The sequence below is a fragment of the Adlercreutzia sp. ZJ138 genome, assembly GCF_011038935.1.
GTDB lineage: Bacteria > Actinomycetota > Coriobacteriia > Coriobacteriales > Eggerthellaceae > ZJ141.
In genome coordinates this window covers 129,067-145,144 of record NZ_JAAKEA010000004.1, presented here as the reverse complement: position 1 = coordinate 145,144, position 16,078 = coordinate 129,067, and the positions used below count along the sequence as shown (strand labels likewise).

Genomic DNA, 16,078 nt, shown 5'->3' with positions numbered 1-16,078 from the left:
CCGCGATGGCGAAGAGCCTTTTCAGGCTTGACGTCTGCGCGCCTGCGAGCTCTTGGCAGTATTTCAGAAGGAATCCGCGAAACGTGAGCATCATGGCCGCCATCCTTCCTCGTACGTGCGATAGTTATGAAGCAGATTCTTTAGTTCTCGATCTTGCTCGGGGAGAGCGCAACGGCTTGCCGCTGCCTCTTCGGGAGAATGCACAAGGTGATCGAGTGCCGCCCAGTCCAGCTTTTCCAGGAACTCAGGTGCAGTCAAATCGGCCACGTCGGGTGCTTCCCATCGATACAGCTTCATTACCGCTATATCTTCAAGCGAAGGAACGTAAATATCGAGCGCGTAGGTGTCCAGGTCAATGCGCTCGATGCGATCCTCGAAATTGTAGGGGAGACATGCTTCGTAAGCTGCGCACTGGTTGTTGAAATCAGCATCGCTGAAAAGGAAAGGTTTCACTGATTCCTCGGCTCGAAGCACGTCGACGTCTTTCGTTGCCCCTTTTGACGAGAGGTCGTTCAGCAGCAATGCGCTTGCTCCCACTATGATGATGCCGACACGCTGGCCTTCCCGAAGGATTCCAGAAAAGAAGACGTCTTCATCGATCCTCTTCAGTTTAGAGATAAGCTCAGCCTTATCCATCGTGCCTCCTATAGTATTAATTTGCAATAATAATACTATAGGAGGCACGATGGGGAAAGCCGATTGCGAAAAAATAGATTACAGCTCTCCAATCTGGGCAAGATCTAGCCAAAATACTGTCTCTGCGTCCTGCCCCAGCTTGAGAGCCAATATGCGGCAAGTGCGAAGAAACTGGCGGTGTCGCATGGTTAGAGATAAATGATTTGCATCCCTTCCGCGAGGGCAATGGAAGGACGCAGCGTATCTTTGTAAATTAACTTACGCATCAGCTTTAAGTAATGAGACCAGCTCACATAAAACTGACGTCCCGTGTCGGTTCTTGGGAGGTTTGCGAATTTCGTAAACGGTGTTTCCGAAATCTTGTCATCGCGGTAGGTGAGATAGAACTTCCTCATAAGAGCGAGGTTGGATACCGAGAATCCCCATTGTCACTGCTATAGCAGCTGCAATATTCCTTCTTGTCGCATAGCCTACCAACGGCTACCATGAATAAGCGCTCATTGTTCGCCTGTCTGTTACGCTAAGCCTGTTTGCCGAGCGTCTTCTATCCATTTCTACTAGGAAGGAGACTCGAGCATGTCTGAAGCAGCTAGCACATCGAACCTTGTCCTTTTCGAATCTTCCGACGGGGAGGTGAAACTGGACGTAACCGTCGACACTCGAGATGAAGAAGTATGGCTCAATCGGTCCCAGATGGCACTTTTGTTTGACCGCGACGTTAAGACCATCGGAAAACACATCGCAAACGCCCTCAAAGAGGAGCTGGGGGAGGCTGCAGCGGCAGTTGTCGCAAAATTTGCGACAACTGCCGCTGACGGCAAGACCTACCAAGTTGAATACTACAACCTTGACGTCATCATCTCCGTTGGCTACCGCGTGAAGTCGCAACGCGGCATAGAATTTCGCCGCTGGGCAACTGATGTACTACGCCGCTACATCATCGAGGGTCGTGCTGAGAACGAACGCCGGCTCAAGCAGCTTGCCCAAGTGGTTTCCGTGATGGAGAGACTCTCTGGCGATCTCGGGGTCAGTCAAATCCTCGAAATCGTGAAGAGTTACGCACCTGCGCTCGATTTGCTGGATGATTACGACCACCAGCGTCTTAGTCGACCCAAGGGCTCAGAGAGCGTCTACGTGCTTGAATACGACGAGTGCCGCGACCTTATCGACAGCCTGCGCTTTTCCGGCGAGAGTGATATCTTCGGGAAGGAGAAGGATGACTCTTTCCGCAGCAGTATCGCAGCCATCTACCAGTCGTTCGGCGGTCAGGAGCTATATCCGTCCGTCCAAGAAAAGGCTGCGAACCTTCTGTATTTCGTGGTGAAGAACCACTCGTTTCACGATGGCAACAAGCGTATTGCAGCGAGCCTGTTCCTCTACTTCCTCGACCGCAACGGTCTGCTGTACGAGAACGGCAACAAAACTGTGGGCGACGACTCGCTCGTGGCCACCACCATCATGATTGCGGAGTCTCGTTCAGACGAGAAAGAGGCAATGGTATCCCTCATTATGAACTTCCTCGCATTAGGGCACGCAGGCATTCAGTAGCTTACATTAGGCAAATCATGTGACAATAGCATGTGACAGAATGACCCTATTGTCACATGCTTGCGCTTTGATAGTTGCTGTGGCAGAACTACAGGAAAGCTTCTGCTATACTTCGCGGCGGCGGTTTTGTTGTTGCGGGCTTTTGCCTGCACGGTAGTGCCGCTTTGTGCGTGCATCGTTGGGCCCTGCGCGCGCAATCGTATCAGTTGCCCATAGCCCGCGGTTCATCCGTGCGGACGACGAACGTTGACGAAGGAAGAAGTTCGGTTGCGCGTCACGCAGCACCTGCATGGCTAAGACGCTGACTGTCACGCAGATGCTACGCTGTTCAGGCAAGACGCCAGCTGCGGTGCAGGTGCCGTGCCGCTGAGAGCGAGCGCATGATGCATAGCATGCGAACGCATGACGTGCGAACGCATAGCATGTGCCCCACCTCTTCCCCTTTGTCTACCTCGTGTTTTCGCGCAGATGCCCCGCGCGGAGACAGGAGGAATCCCATGAGAAATGAACGAACAACCTATGTTGCCCGTGCAGGCGTTATTGCAGCGGTCTACGCTGCCGCCACGTTGGTAGCGCTGTTGCTGTTGCAGGGGCTTGCGTGGGGACCAGTGCAATTCCGCATATCGGAGGCGGTATGCGTGGTGGCGCTGTTCACCCCGGCAGCTATTCCGGGCCTTACGGTGGGATGCGTGGTGGCAAACCTGATGTCACTAGCCATCAACGGAACTGGTGCGTTGGGGCTGCTCGACGTGGTGTTCGGCAGCGCGGCTACTTGTATTGGGGCGCTGTGGTGTTGGAAATTCCGCGATAAAACAAAGCTTGCCTTGCTCGGCCCGGTTATCGCTAACGCACTGATTGTTCCTGCGTATCTTCCCCTCATCTTGCAGGGGCTTGGCTACTACACCATTCCATTCACATCCATTGCGCTTGATGGCATGTATCTGCCCATGTATTTGTTCGGAGTGGTTGCCACTGGTTTGGGCGAAGCGGTGGTAATGTATGCGCTTGGCTTGCCGCTCGCGTCGGCCATGCGCCGTTTCGGACTGTTCAAGGACTAAGGTATCTGAAGTGTGTCAAAGGGTCATACCAAATGGCACAATGAGAGTTGCTGTTTTTGACCTTTTAGCACAGTGTGATCCTTTGACACATGACCTCGCCGCACGCCCGCTTATGTGCCGTGCACTCGATTCTTTCGTGACAATTGCGTTACATCTCTCCGAGGGCTTTTGTTTATGGCAAAATAGGACATTCGGAGAGTAGACGAAAAAACATGCCTGTTGGCTATAGGCTGCGTACTAAAACGAAAGGGTTCGCAGGTTTTGCTGGCGCGCATGGCAAGAACAACAAAGATGCGAGGGAATACGATGGGTTTTCTTTCCAGGTTCGAAGGCAGAATGGAAGACACATTCGAAGGCGCTGCCGATAAGGTTATCAAAACCCCCATCTCGCCGGTGCAAATTACGAAGAAGGCCGAGAAGCAAATGCGGCGCGAGAAGATGGTTGGCGCGGGCAAGCAGTTCGCGCCCACGCTGTATACCGTGCTCGTGAATCCCGACGACGATCAGCGCCTGTTCGGGTACTATCCCACGCTTGCGGGCGAAACCGAAACCTATCTTGCGGCGAAGGCGTCCGAGCAAGGTATGGTTATGGACGGTCAGCCATTGGTGCGCTTCGTTGTTGATGACGCGCTGAAGCACGGCAAGTTCGAGGTCATCGCCGAAATGGTGGCGGCTCCTATCGTGGCTCAGCTTCGCGCCGAAGAAATGCAGCGCTATGGCCTAGCTCCCGCTGGGCGCCCGGGGGCTCCGGGCGTCGCGGCGCAACGTTTCAACGCGCGTGGCGCGGGTGGTGACTACGGCATGGGTGCGCAGCCTGGTTTCGATCAGCCGGTTCAGCAGGTTCGCTCGGCGCGCCAGCCGCAGGCGGCTCAGATGCAACCGCAGTTCCAGCCGCAGGCGTACGCGGATGATTACGACGATGTTGTGCAGGATCAGGGGGCTTATGGTCGCGCAGGCGCAAGAGAGCCGCTGCCCTATGTGCCTGAAGAAGAACTTGACTATTCCATCGACTATGGCGAGTACACGTTCAACAGTCTCGATTACGACGATTATCAGGGCAACGACGACGGTGACGCTGAGAGCGCCCCGTTCCCGCAAGGCGTTCCAAACGTTGTTGCTTCGCGCGGCGCCGGCGCTGCTCCGCGAAAAGCGGCTGCGCCGCGTGTTGCTGCCGCTGCTGGCGCCGGTGCCGCTGCCGCTGCCGCCGCCGGTGCTGCCGCAGCTGTCAATAGACCTGCGTCAAACGTGCCGGCCGATTGGCAGCCCAAGCCGAACACCGTCATGCTCGATCAAGGCGTGATGGCGCCAGCCAACCCCGAGCCGCCCGCTCGTGCGGCGTGCTTGGTTGATATGGCCAGCAGCCGAAGGTACGACCTGCGCGGTTCGCACATGACCATCGGTCGCGAATCTGCCAACGACATTCAAATCAACGACATTAACGCATCGCGCCGCCATGCCGAGCTTTCGCTCGATCCGTCGGGCGTGTGGGTGATAACCGACCTCGGTTCCACGAACGGCACCATGGTCAACAACCGCGCCATCGCGAAAAGCCCGCTCGCCTTGGGCGATCGCATCACCATCGGCACCACCATCCTCATGTACACAACTGCGTAACCACGGGAAAGGGCCGTTGCTGTGATAGACATCGTACTGCTCGTAGCCAGGCTGCTGTTTGTTGCGCTGCTGTACCTGTTCCTGTTCGCCATCATGAAAACGGGCATCGGTCTCGTTCGCGGACAGCGCAGGAAGGAACGTACGTGGAAGCTATCGGTTGAGCGCGGCCCGAAAGAGCTTCGCGGCGTGTCCATCGTCGTGCATGGCCCGGTCATTGTCGGGCGCAATCCTGGTGCCGATATCGTAATTGGGGCCGCATACGTTTCGGGAAGGCATGCGCGTTTTACTCTGATGGGACAAAACCTGTTTGTTGAGGACTTAGGTTCTACGAACGGCACGGCAGTAAACGGCCAGCTCATAACCGCGCCGACGGCGCTCAAGAGCAACGACGTGGTAAACGTTGGCGATGTCGCCATTCGGGTAAGGTACGTGTAATGGCGGCCAAACACGCGCGTTCGTCGTCGCGCTCCCGCCGTGCGCCGGTGTCTTCGTTTGGTTCGAGAACGGACATCGGCTGCGTTCGCGACCACAACGAAGACAGTCTCATCGTTGCGCCGCCGCTGTATGTGGTGGCTGATGGCATGGGTGGGCACGCCGCAGGTGAGGTGGCCTCAGAGATAGCGGTTGACGTCATATCGCGGCTCGCGCCCGAGCATCCCGACGGCGAAGCGCTTGCGTTTGCGGTTGAGGAAGCGAATCGCGCCATCATTCAAGCGGCGAGTGAAGGTCAGGGCCGCGCGGGCATGGGAACCACGTGCACGGCTGCTATGATGGAAGGTGAACGCCTGGTCATCGCGCAAGTTGGCGATTCCCGTGCTTACTTGCTGCATAACGGAAAGCTGCAGCAGATTACGCGCGATCACAGCCTTATGGCCGACATGATAGAAAGCGGGCAGATCACGCCCGAAGAGGCGCGCGTGCATCCACGCAGGTCGGTGATTACCCGCGCGCTGGGCAGCGACGCGAACATGTGTGCCGACATCTACGAGATCAACGTGAAGACAGGCGACCGTTTGCTGCTGTGTTCCGACGGTTTGTCGGGTATGCTCGAAGATCACGAGATGGAAGCCGTGCTGCTACGCACGCGCGACCCGCAGCGCTGTGCCGCACAGCTGGTGAATCAAGCCATCGGGGCGGGAGGCTACGACAATGTAACGGTTGTGGTGGCCGACGTGACCGGGTTCGCCGAGTCGCAGCGCAAGAAAGTTGCACTGAAAACCAAGGTGTTCGTGGCGTTCGTGCTGGTGCTATTCGCCGCCATTCTCGCGGGAACGGCGTTCGCGTGCCACACGTACCTTAACACGGTGGCCTACCTAGCCGCCGACAACGGCAAGGTTGCCATTTATCGAGGTCTTCCCGACGAAGTGCTGGGCATGAGTTTCTCGAACCTCGAACGAACTACCGACGTGTCGGTGAGTGATTTGCAGCCTGGCGTGGCTAATCGCTTAGAAGAGGGAATCCGGGTTGACAGCGTCGAAGCTGCAGAACAGCTGGTGAGCGAATACGAGCGCGACATAGCCGAGCGCTCGGGGCAGAACTTGCCGGCTTCGGCAAACAAGGGGAAAACGGACGAGGCGGATGGAGCAGACAGCGCAGATACTGCGGCAAACAGTGAAGCCAACGCCACAGATGGCGCATCGGGTGCTTCTGCAACTAACAACTCGTCGGCTCAAGGCGGGGAAGGGGGCCAGGTATGACGCGGCGCAATCTCGAACTCGTCCTTTTGTGCATAGCGGCCCCGGTTGTGCTGCTTCCGTATGCCATGCTGGCTCTCAACCAGGGGCAAAGCTTAAGCGTTAGCACGCTCGGTGTGCCGCTTGGGCTGCTGGCGTCGTTCGGCGTGGCTCATCTTGCTGCACGCCGTTTCACCCCCGACGCTGATCCGGCTATTTTGCCGCTCGTGTTTGCGTTGTCGGGTATCGGCATCGCCTTCGTGACGCGCCTTGCGCCTGAGCTCGCCGTGAACCAGGTGTTGTGGCTGTTCGTGGCCATCGCCGGCATGGTGGTGGTCATGGCGTTGTCGCGCAATCTCGACAACGTGGCACGCTATCCGCTTATTCTCATTGTGCTTGGCTTACTGTTGCTGCTCTCGCCGCTGCTTCCGGTCATAGGCATGGAGAACTACGGTAGCCGCATCTGGCTCAACATCGCGGGCTTCTCATTCCAGCCGGGCGAAGTAGCCAAGGTGGTCATCGTTTTGTTCTTGGCGGGGTACCTTGCCGAAAACCGCGAGATGCTCTCGGTGTTTACGGGGCGGTTGGGGCCGTTTCACCTGCCCGACGTTCGCACGCTGCTACCGCTTTTGCTTATGTGGGGCGTGGCAATGCTTATCGTGGTTGGCGAGAAAGACCTCGGCAGCGCGCTCGTGTTCTTCTTCGTGTTCCTGATCATGCTCTACGTTGCCACGGGTAAGAAGTTTTACCTGGTTGTCGGCCTGCTGCTCATTGCCATTGGCGGCGTTGGCGCGTATCTGATGTTCGATCACGTTCAGATTCGCGTGCAAACGTGGCTCGACCCCTTCGCCGATGCGCAGAACACCGGCTACCAGCTGGTGCAGGCCATCTATTCCATTGCCGACGGCGATCTGTTCGGTGTGGGAATTGGCAACGGGCTTGCCGATCAAATTCCCGTGGTGGAAAGCGACTTCATTTTCGCCTCCATCGCCGAAGAAATCGGGCTTTTAGGTGCGGCGGGTGTGCTGCTGCTGTTCTTGTGCTTGGCGGTACGCGGCTGCGTGACTGCGGCGCGCGCGAAAAGCGACGTGAGCTCGTTCATTGCGGTGGGTGTCACCTCTATTATTGTCTTGCAGGCGTTCATTATTGTTGGTGGCGTAACGCGAGTCATACCGCTTACGGGTCTAACGCTGCCCTTCATCAGCCAGGGCGGCTCGTCGCTTTTGGCCAGCTTCATTTCCGTTGGCTTGCTCATGCGTTGCGGCGACGACGGCACAGGTGTTGGTCGCGAAATGGCCATGGCAACCATGGCGCACAGCAAGCATTCCGACAGTGTGCTTGGTCGTATTTCGGTGGGCAAGCGTCTTACCAACGTGATGATCATCTTTGCGCTCATGTTTGCGCTGCTGGTTGCGAATCTGACTATGATTATGGTGGTCGACGCGCAGAAGTACCAGGACATGCCGGGCAACAACCATACGATGGTGAAGCAATCGAAGACCGAACGCGGCACGATATCAACCTACGATGGTGTGGTGCTCGCACAAAGCGTCCAACAAGACGATGGCACCTACGATCGCGTGTATCCGTCGGGTGATTTGGCGGCTCATGTGGTTGGGTATACATCCGATCGCTTCGGGTCGTCGGGTATCGAAGCATCGCAAAACGACGTGTTGCAGGGGCAGCGCGGCTTTGCCTCGTGGACCGACGTGCTAAATTCGTTTGCTGGTATTGGTGGTGCCGGAAACGACGTGGAACTTACTATTAACTCAACCGTGCAGCAGGCCGCCCAAAACGCGCTTGCTGGCGAAAAAGGTGCGTGTGTAGTAATCGATCCCACCACTGGAGCTGTGTTGGGCATGGCGTCTTCTCCCACCTACGATGCTGCGCAGATAGAAAGCCTGCTTGAAGCTGCGGGGGCGGGTGCCGACGACGGTTCGGGCACGCTGCTGAACCGTGCGACGCAAACGCTCTATGCGCCAGGATCAACATTTAAGATCGTGTCGCTGGCAACCGCTTTCGAGAACAACATCGCTTCGGAAGATACGCTGTTCGCTTCGCCGGGGTCTATGGATATCGGCGGCGCGAAGGTATCGAACTACGAAGGCGAGTCATATGGCGACATCACACTCGAGCAGGCAACCTGGTATTCGTCGAACACCGTGTTTGGTCAGCTTGGCGAGCAGATGGGGGCCGAAATGCTCGTGGAAGGGGCCGATTCGTTCGGCTTCGATGAAAACATACCCTTTGACGTGCCGCTGGCTATGTCGCTCATGGCCGATCCTGCGAACATGTCGGTGTGGGGAACGGCGTGGGCGGCTGCGGGCGAGCCGGTGGGTCAGCGCGGCCCGAATGCCACAGTGATGCAGATGGCCCTGGTGGGTTGCGCTATCGCGAACGACGGTGCCATCATGCAGCCGTATCTGGTGAACGGCGTGTATAACGCAAATGGCGAACGCAGCTCCACCACCCAGCCAAGCAAGCTCATGCAGGCGGTGAGCGAAACCACGGCCGAGCGTGTTCGCGAGGTATTGAAGGGCGTGGTGACAAACGGTACCGGCTATGCTGCCGCCATTCAAGGCGTCGAAGTGGCTGGCAAGACCGGTACTGCCGAGAAGGCCGACGGAAGCGACAGCTGGTTTGTGGGAATGGCACCTGCCGACAATCCAAGCGTGGTGGTGGCCATTGTCATCGAGAAGGGCGATACAGGAGAAGGGGCACAAAAAGCGCAGAGTGTGTTAAGTGAGACGTTGCGCGTGCAAGGAGCGCTGTAGATAGGGTATGCTGATTGTTCGCATAGTAATGTTGAACAATGTGCAGCCCAGCATGTAGCCTAAAGGAGCAAAAACGTGACCGGAAACATGATAGGCAGAGTGTTCAGCGGCCGATACAAAATCACCGAGCGCATTGGCATCGGTGGCATGGCCGAGGTGTACCGTGCGCAGGATACGGTTTTGGGGCGTATGGTTGCGGTGAAGGTGATGCTTCCGCAATACGCCGCCGATCCGGCGTTTACACAGCGGTTCAAGCAGGAAGCGGCCTCTGCTGCTAACTTACAGAGTCCCTACATTGTGAACGTGTATGACTGGGGACAGGACGAAGGCACCTACTACATTGTGATGGAGTACGTGCGCGGGTCTGACCTCAAGACCGCCATCAACGAACGTGGTGCTATCAATCAGCGCAAGGTTGCCGAAATCGGGTCGCAGGTATGCCAGGCGCTGTCGGTGGCACACAATCAAGACATCATTCATCGCGACATCAAGCCGCAAAACATCATGGTGCAGCCCGACGGCAACGTGAAGGTCATGGACTTTGGCATTGCGCGTGCGAAGAACTCCATGAACTCGCGCACGTCTTCGGTGTTGGGCACGGCTCATTACATTTCGCCCGAGCAGGCGCAGGGTAAGGACCTCACGGCGGCAAGCGACATCTACTCGCTCGGCGTGGTGCTCTACGAGGCGTCCACGGGCAAGCTACCCTTTGACGCTCCCGATGCGGTAAGCGTAGCTATGAAGCAGGTGCAGGAATACCCGCTGGCACCGAGCGAAATCAATCCCGACATCGATCCGGTGCTCGAAAACATCATCCTGAAGGCCATGGAGAAAAACCCCTACGACCGCTTCTCCACGGCGCGCGAAATGCGCACGGCGCTCAACGACTATCTAGCCGGTCGTGCAACGTCGGTTGACAACTTCACCCAGCAGCAGACTGCGCTGATGGGCGGGGTTGCTTCGATGGGTGATAGCACGCAGGTTATGGGCGCGATTCCGGGGGGCACTACTCGTCCTGCTTCCACGCATTATTCCGATAGAGACCGCGGCGATTCCTCGGGTTCGAGCACGAAGAAGACGGTCGGCATTGTCGTGGGTGTTTTGGCGGCGCTGGCTGCTATCGCCATTGCGGTGTTCGCGCTCACAAGTGGCGGTGACGGTATAGAAGTACCCGACGTTACCGGGAAAACGCTTGACGAGGCAACGGTTGCCATTGAGGCGGCGGGCTTCGAGGTGGGCACCACCGATTCGGTGTATGACGAGTCGGTTGAGGCTGGCAAGGTGATCAGTCAAGACCCGAAAGGACGTACGAAGGCCAAGGAAGGTTCGCGCGTAAACCTGAAGATTTCGCAGGGAACTGAAGAGGTTACGGTTCCCAATTTGGAGAACATGACCATCGAGCAGGCGCAGGATGCTCTTGCGGCAGTTGGCCTGTCGGCGCGTTCGGGCACGGCGGAATATTCCGACACCATTGAGGCAAACCACGTGATCAGGCAGTCACCGGTTGCTGGTGAAAAGGCCGCGAAGGGAAGCGTGGTCGAGTATGTTCCTTCGCTGGGTATCGAGAGCATTACGGTACCTAACGTGGTGGGCGATGACGCGAACTCAGCCGATTCCGAACTGCGTGCGGCGGGCTTCCAGGTGGAGTGGCAGTACGAGTACAGTGACAAGGTTCCTGCTGGTTGCGTGATTAGTCAGAACCCGTCGGCGAAGCAGAAGGTTGAAAACGGCAGCGTGGTGACCATTGTTATCAGCAACGGCCCCGAGCCGAAACCTGAACCGACGCCCGCTCCTACACCCGAGCCAAGCCCGGGCGATACTGGTAGCGGTGGTTCCGGCGGCTCAGGGTCAGGCGGCTCCGGTGACACCGGTGGCGATACCGGTGGTACCGGCACGGGCGGCGATGTAAATCCTGCCGCGCAGTCGGATTGATGGTGTACAATAGCAGCCGCTTTGAGTTGCTCACGTGAGCAGCGCAAGATGCACTGATGGCAGGCCTCCGTAGCTCAGGGGATAGAGCACCGCTCTCCTAAAGCGGGTGTCGTACGTTCGAATCGTATCGGGGGCACCAGGGAAATCGCTGGTCAGAAATCATTTTTCTGACCAGCTTGATTCATGTTAATAGAAGGAAAGGACCATAGGTGAAGGTTCGAAAACCGAAACCTCACAGTATGTAGTTCCTTCGGCTTCCCTTTCGGGCGGCTGAAGGTAGCTGCCCACCTACTCGTACGAAGCTTTACAGATGCTTTTCGTACGCTGTTTCAGCGTTTGAAAACCATCTGTCATGCTGGAAACGCGCGGCGTCGCTGCGTTGCGAGCGGGCTCGATGGAAAGGGAGCTTATCATGCTCTATCTCTCACAACTTCTTGGCGAGCCGGTTGTCGACTCCACAGGAGAAAAGATCGGCGTAGTGTCCGATCTGGCTATCTCTACCAACGAGGTGTTTCCGCGCATCACCAGTTTGGCGTTTAAAGGGCCGGGCAATGTGCCCTTCATGATCTCGTGGCGCAAATATGTTGGCGAGTTCGGTGAGGACGGCATCACGCTGAAGGTGCAGTCTCACGACATTCGCTTCAGCTACTTACAGCCCGAAGAGGTGCTGCTCGCGCGCGATTTGTTGAATAAGCAGATTGTCGATACGCAGGGCTTGAAGGTGGTGCGCGTAAACGACCTCAAGCTGTCGGTGTCGGGTAGCCATCTACGATTGCTGGGTGCCGAAGTTGGTTTTCGCGGCATCTTGCGCGGGCTTGCGCCGTGGATCGAGCGCGCCGCTGTTGCCATTGCGAAGGTGTTTCGCAAGCGCATTGACGAGCAGATCATCGCGTGGAATTACATGGACCTGCTCGATCGCGACCTGTCGAGCGTGCAGCTGTCGGTTACGCATAAGCGCCTTGACGAGCTGCATCCTGCTGACGTAGCCGACATTCTAGAGCAGCTCGACCCGCGTCAGCGTGCCACCGTGTTTGCTCATTTGGATGACGCGCAGGCCACTGAGGCCATTTCCGAAATGGAAGACGAGTACCAAGCCGACTTCTTCGAGGACATTGACGACACACGCGCTGCTAACCTGTTGGGCAGCATGGATCCTGACGATGCTGCCGACATTGTGCGCGACTTGTCCTACGAGAAGGCCGAAACGCTGTTGCGCCTGATGGGTTTGGAAGACGCTACGGAAATTCGTCGTCTGTTGGGGTATAAGGATGGTACCGCCGGCGGTATGATGACCACGCAGTTTGTTGCTGTGAACAGCGATACCACCGTTGCCGAAACGGTGGAGATTCTGCGCGCTCTGCCCGAAGATTTCCCCACGGTGCACTACGTGTACGTGCTGGACGATTACGACAAGTTCGTGGGTCTGTTGTCGTTGCGCACACTGGTGCTTACGCCGGCCGACGCCGAAGTGGGAAGCGTCATGTTCGATGATGTTATCTTCGCCACGCCCGACGAAACTGAAGACGATGTGGCGGCCGACATCTTCAAATACGAGTTGCCCGCCATGCCCGTGGTAGACGAGGACGGCATATTGCTGGGTATCGTTACCGTGGATGACGCATGGGATGCCATCGAAGAAGACGTGAACAGCGAGAGCCCCGAGATAACGGCGCTGAAGGCGATTGTCGGAATGGCCGCTTTCGTGGTGTTCATGGTTGCTTATACGATGGCGCTGTTCCAGTTCACAGGCTATTCGGCATAGGGGGCGCGCGATGGGAATGCTGAAAGATCGAAAGCTGCGCAAGCTGGCGAAAGGCACCGGTGCTATGGGCGCTTCCGCAAAGACTTCTGCTAGCGCTGCGAGTATTACAAACACCGCTCGCAATGAGCTAGTGGCAGACGGGACAGCATCCGGTGCTGCGAACGAGAGTGCCCCTGCTGTGAAGAAGTCGACGCTGCTGGTGGTGCTGGCAGCTATGGGTCCGGGCATTATCACGGCTATGGCGGGAAACGACGCCGGCGGCATTGCTACGTACAGCCAGGTAGGAGCCTTGTTTGGCTACAAGACTCTGTGGGCGCTTCCCATCATGTGCGTGTTACTTATTGTGGTGCAGATTACTGCCGGGCGCATGGGTGCTGTTACGGGCAAGGGTTTTGCAGCGCTTATCCGCGAGCGCTTCGGTATACGCCTGACCGCCATCGCTATGGTGTGCCTGCTCATTGGTAACATCGCTACCATCATCTCGCAGTTTGCGGGTATTGCGAGTGGCATGGAGATGTTCGGCGTGTCGAAGTACGTCACCGTGCCCGTTGCCGCATTAGCGGTGTGGGCGCTGGTGGTGGGTGGCAACTACAAGCGTGTTGAGCGAGTATTCTTGGTGCTGTCGCTGGTGTTTGTAACCTATATCGTGGCGGCAATAATGGCCGGCCCTAACTGGGAACAGGCGCTTTCTAGCACGTTCGTACCGCAGGTGGTAAACGATCCCGAATACGTGTCGCTCATGATTGCGATGGTGGGTACTACCATCGCCCCGTGGATGATTTTCTACCTACAAAGCAACTTGGTGGAAAAGGGCATGACCATGGACGACAGCTTGTCCATGAAGGTCGACGCCATCAGCGGCACGGTGGTAGCGTGCGTGATTGCCTGGTTTATCGTGGTAACCACGGCAACAGTTCTGTTCCCCGAAGGTATTCGCATCGAAACCGCAGCTGACGCCGCCATGGCGCTCGAGCCTTTTGCCGGCCCGTATGCGCGCATGCTGTTTGCCATCGGGCTTATTGGCGCGTCGTTTTTGGCGGCGTGTGTGCTGCCACTTACCACGTCGTTTGTAATATGTGAGGCGTTTGGCTGGGAAGCCGGCGTCAGCTTCACATGGAAAGAAGCTCCCATTTTCAAGGGTATTTTGACGTTCGTGACGTTCCTGTCGGCCGTGGTGGTGCTTATCCCTGGCATTAACCTGATGGCGATGATGCTGTTCAGCCAGTTCGTCTGTGGCGTTATCCTGCCGGTGCTGCTGGTGCTCATGGCCATCATCGCCAGCGATAAGCACGTGATGCGCGGAAAGACAGTAGGCCCGGTCAGCCGCGTGCTTATTTGGGTGACAGTTGCTATTGTCACGTTGCTTACCGTGGCGTTAATGGTGATGAACCTGCTAGGAATGGGCTAAGCGCCCTCCGTCTGAGCGCCCGCAGCCGGCGAGCTTGCCTGACGCTGGCGGCACCCGGCGTGGCGTGGTGTGCCGTGCTCAGACAGTGCTCGCTTCGCTGCGCAACTACACGCGACATACCACGCCACACCCGATGCCGGACGCACGGGGCGGAGCGTGCGCGCTTGCTGCTACCGTTCGTTCATGGGTGTGTAAGGACGAAGGCCGCGCATCGAGTTTTTGTAAGCGGGGCGGATGATTCGCTTGCCCGACACAATTTCCTCGAAGCGATGGGCTGCCCAACCGGCGATGCGCCCACAGGCGAACAGCGGCGTAATGAGCTCTTGGGGGATTCCCATCATGGAGTATACAAATCCCGAGTACATGTCGATGTTTGCGCACATGTCTTTGTGCGTGCCCTTTTCGCGCAAGATAACTTCGGGAGAAAGACGCTCGATGCTTTCCAGTAGATGGAATTCAGCTTCAAATTCGGTACCACATGCCAGCTTCTCAGCGAACCGCTTGCAAATGACGGCGCGCGGGTCAGATTTCGTGTACACCGCATGTCCCATGCCGTAGATCAGCCCGGTGCCGTCGAACGCTTGCTTGTTCACGATTCTCGCAAGGTAATCGGCTAGCTCGTCGTCATCTTCCCAGTTCGATACGTTCTGCTTGATCTCGCTTTGCATGGCCAACACTTGGCGGTTCGCGCCGCCGTGGCGGCTGCCTTTCAGCGATCCGATGGCTGCCGCATACGTAGAGTAGGCATCGGTGTCAGACGACGAAAGCACGCGCGTGGTGAACGTGGAGTTGTTGCCGCCGCCGTGTTCTGCGTGTAGGCACAGCATGATGTCGAGCATGCACGCTTCCTCGGGCGTGAATTGGCGGTCGGGGCGCAGCATCGACAGAATGGTTTCCGCAGTTGATTGCCCTGGAATGAAGCGGTGCATGATCATGGAGCCGTTGTTGTAGCGCGCATTCATGGCGTAATGCGTGAGCACCATGATGCGTGGCAAGCGCGAGATGAGCGAGATAGCGGTATGTACCTCATGCTCAGGCGAGCGATTTTCCGCATCGGTGTCGTAAGCGTACAGCAGCAGAATGGTGCGCGACAGCATGTTCATAATGTCGGGCGGGGTGTCCTTCATAATCATGGACGCAGTAAACCCGTCGGGAAGCTCGCGCTGGGCATCAATGGCGGCAATGAAGCCTTCCAGCTGATCTTTCGTGGGAAGCTCGCCCATGAGCAGCAGGTAGGCAATCTCTTCGTAGCGGAAGCGCTTGGCCGCGCTGGTGTCGCGCAGCAGGTCGTAGATGTCATACCCGCGAAACTGCAACTGACCTTCGTCGGCTACCTTTTCGCCGTCGGACATCACGTAGCCATGTACGTTCGATATGTTGGTAATGCCCGCGATCACGCCCGACCCGTCGGCGTTGCGAAGCCCACGCTTCACGTCGAAGCGATCGTAGAGCGTAGGATCGATGGCGTTGATGGACGAGAAGTTCTCGAGCAGCTCGAGTTTCGGTTCAGTCGTCATACGCGTTCCCTTCTGTGACCGTAAAACATCATGATATCGCAGCGCGCAGCTGGTAAAGGTTGCAATTCGACAACGAAAACAGTCGAACGGGTTGGGGATGAGGAAACGCGGACTGAACGCGGACCGAAGGCCAATCGAAGGTTGTCAGAAGGCCGT

The 16,078-nt window shown here is 57.2% G+C and carries 12 protein-coding genes, 1 tRNA gene and 1 pseudogene; 11 read left to right on the top strand and 3 right to left on the bottom strand.

The features are described from left to right. Positions 1 to 90 precede the first annotated feature (90 nt). On the bottom strand, positions 91 to 636 hold the full coding sequence (locus G7Y43_RS03225; RefSeq protein ID WP_165044020.1) for a DUF6036 family nucleotidyltransferase: 546 nt from the start codon (positions 634 to 636) through the stop codon (positions 91 to 93). A gap of 149 nt (positions 637 to 785) precedes the next feature. On the opposite strand from G7Y43_RS03225, the gene G7Y43_RS10760 reads away from it, so the two are divergent. Beyond that, positions 786 to 893: a Fic family protein gene (locus tag G7Y43_RS10760; protein ID WP_370514632.1), complete on the top strand. Its 108-nt coding sequence runs from the start codon at positions 786 to 788 to the stop codon at positions 891 to 893. Between the two features lie 9 nt (positions 894 to 902). Here the strand turns inward: G7Y43_RS10760 and G7Y43_RS10755 are convergent. Further along, a pseudogene (locus G7Y43_RS10755) lies at positions 903 to 1,046 on the bottom strand (hypothetical protein); the annotation flags it as partial. Positions 1,047 to 1,212: 166 nt separating this feature from the next. Between G7Y43_RS10755 and rhuM the strand changes: the two are divergent. The 10 genes from rhuM (at position 1,213) to G7Y43_RS03170 (ending at position 14,405) form a co-directional block, all read left to right on the top strand. After that, positions 1,213 to 2,184: a RhuM family protein gene (gene rhuM / locus G7Y43_RS03215; RefSeq protein WP_165044017.1), complete on the top strand. Its 972-nt coding sequence runs from the start codon at positions 1,213 to 1,215 to the stop codon at positions 2,182 to 2,184. A 497-nt stretch (positions 2,185 to 2,681) separates the two neighbouring features. After that, positions 2,682 to 3,242: a QueT transporter family protein gene (locus G7Y43_RS03210; protein WP_165044015.1), complete on the top strand. Its 561-nt coding sequence runs from the start codon at positions 2,682 to 2,684 to the stop codon at positions 3,240 to 3,242. A gap of 273 nt (positions 3,243 to 3,515) precedes the next feature. After that, on the top strand, positions 3,516 to 4,856 hold the full coding sequence (locus G7Y43_RS03205) for an FhaA domain-containing protein (protein ID WP_370514631.1): 1,341 nt from the start codon (positions 3,516 to 3,518) through the stop codon (positions 4,854 to 4,856). 21 nt (positions 4,857 to 4,877) lie between these two features. Then, a complete protein-coding gene (locus G7Y43_RS03200) occupies positions 4,878 to 5,291 on the top strand; it encodes an FHA domain-containing protein (protein ID WP_165044011.1) in 414 nt (137 codons plus the stop codon). Continuing rightward, positions 5,291 to 6,553: a Stp1/IreP family PP2C-type Ser/Thr phosphatase gene (locus G7Y43_RS03195; RefSeq protein WP_165044009.1), complete on the top strand. Its 1,263-nt coding sequence runs from the start codon at positions 5,291 to 5,293 to the stop codon at positions 6,551 to 6,553. The genes G7Y43_RS03200 and G7Y43_RS03195 overlap by 1 nt, the downstream gene beginning before the upstream one ends. Next, complete coding sequence (locus tag G7Y43_RS03190) at positions 6,550 to 9,303, top strand: FtsW/RodA/SpoVE family cell cycle protein (protein WP_165044007.1); 2,754 nt, start codon at positions 6,550 to 6,552, stop codon at positions 9,301 to 9,303. The genes G7Y43_RS03195 and G7Y43_RS03190 overlap by 4 nt, the downstream gene beginning before the upstream one ends. Before the next feature lie 87 nt (positions 9,304 to 9,390). Further along, a complete protein-coding gene (gene pknB / locus G7Y43_RS03185; RefSeq protein ID WP_165044045.1) occupies positions 9,391 to 11,235 on the top strand; it encodes a Stk1 family PASTA domain-containing Ser/Thr kinase in 1,845 nt (614 codons plus the stop codon). A 63-nt stretch (positions 11,236 to 11,298) separates the two neighbouring features. Then, positions 11,299 to 11,374: transfer RNA gene (locus tag G7Y43_RS03180), tRNA-Arg, on the top strand. Between the two features lie 273 nt (positions 11,375 to 11,647). Beyond that, complete coding sequence (locus G7Y43_RS03175) at positions 11,648 to 12,997, top strand: magnesium transporter MgtE N-terminal domain-containing protein (protein WP_165044005.1); 1,350 nt, start codon at positions 11,648 to 11,650, stop codon at positions 12,995 to 12,997. 10 nt (positions 12,998 to 13,007) lie between these two features. After that, the gene (locus tag G7Y43_RS03170; RefSeq protein ID WP_241158127.1) at positions 13,008 to 14,405 is read left to right on the top strand and encodes an Nramp family divalent metal transporter; all 1,398 of its coding nucleotides are present in this window, start codon (positions 13,008 to 13,010) and stop codon (positions 14,403 to 14,405) included. Positions 14,406 to 14,575: 170 nt separating this feature from the next. On the opposite strand, the gene G7Y43_RS03165 is transcribed toward G7Y43_RS03170, so the two are convergent. Further along, positions 14,576 to 15,922, bottom strand: a complete 1,347-nt coding sequence (locus tag G7Y43_RS03165; RefSeq protein ID WP_165044002.1) for a citrate/2-methylcitrate synthase — start codon at positions 15,920 to 15,922, stop codon at positions 14,576 to 14,578. Positions 15,923 to 16,078: the final 156 nt, after the last annotated feature.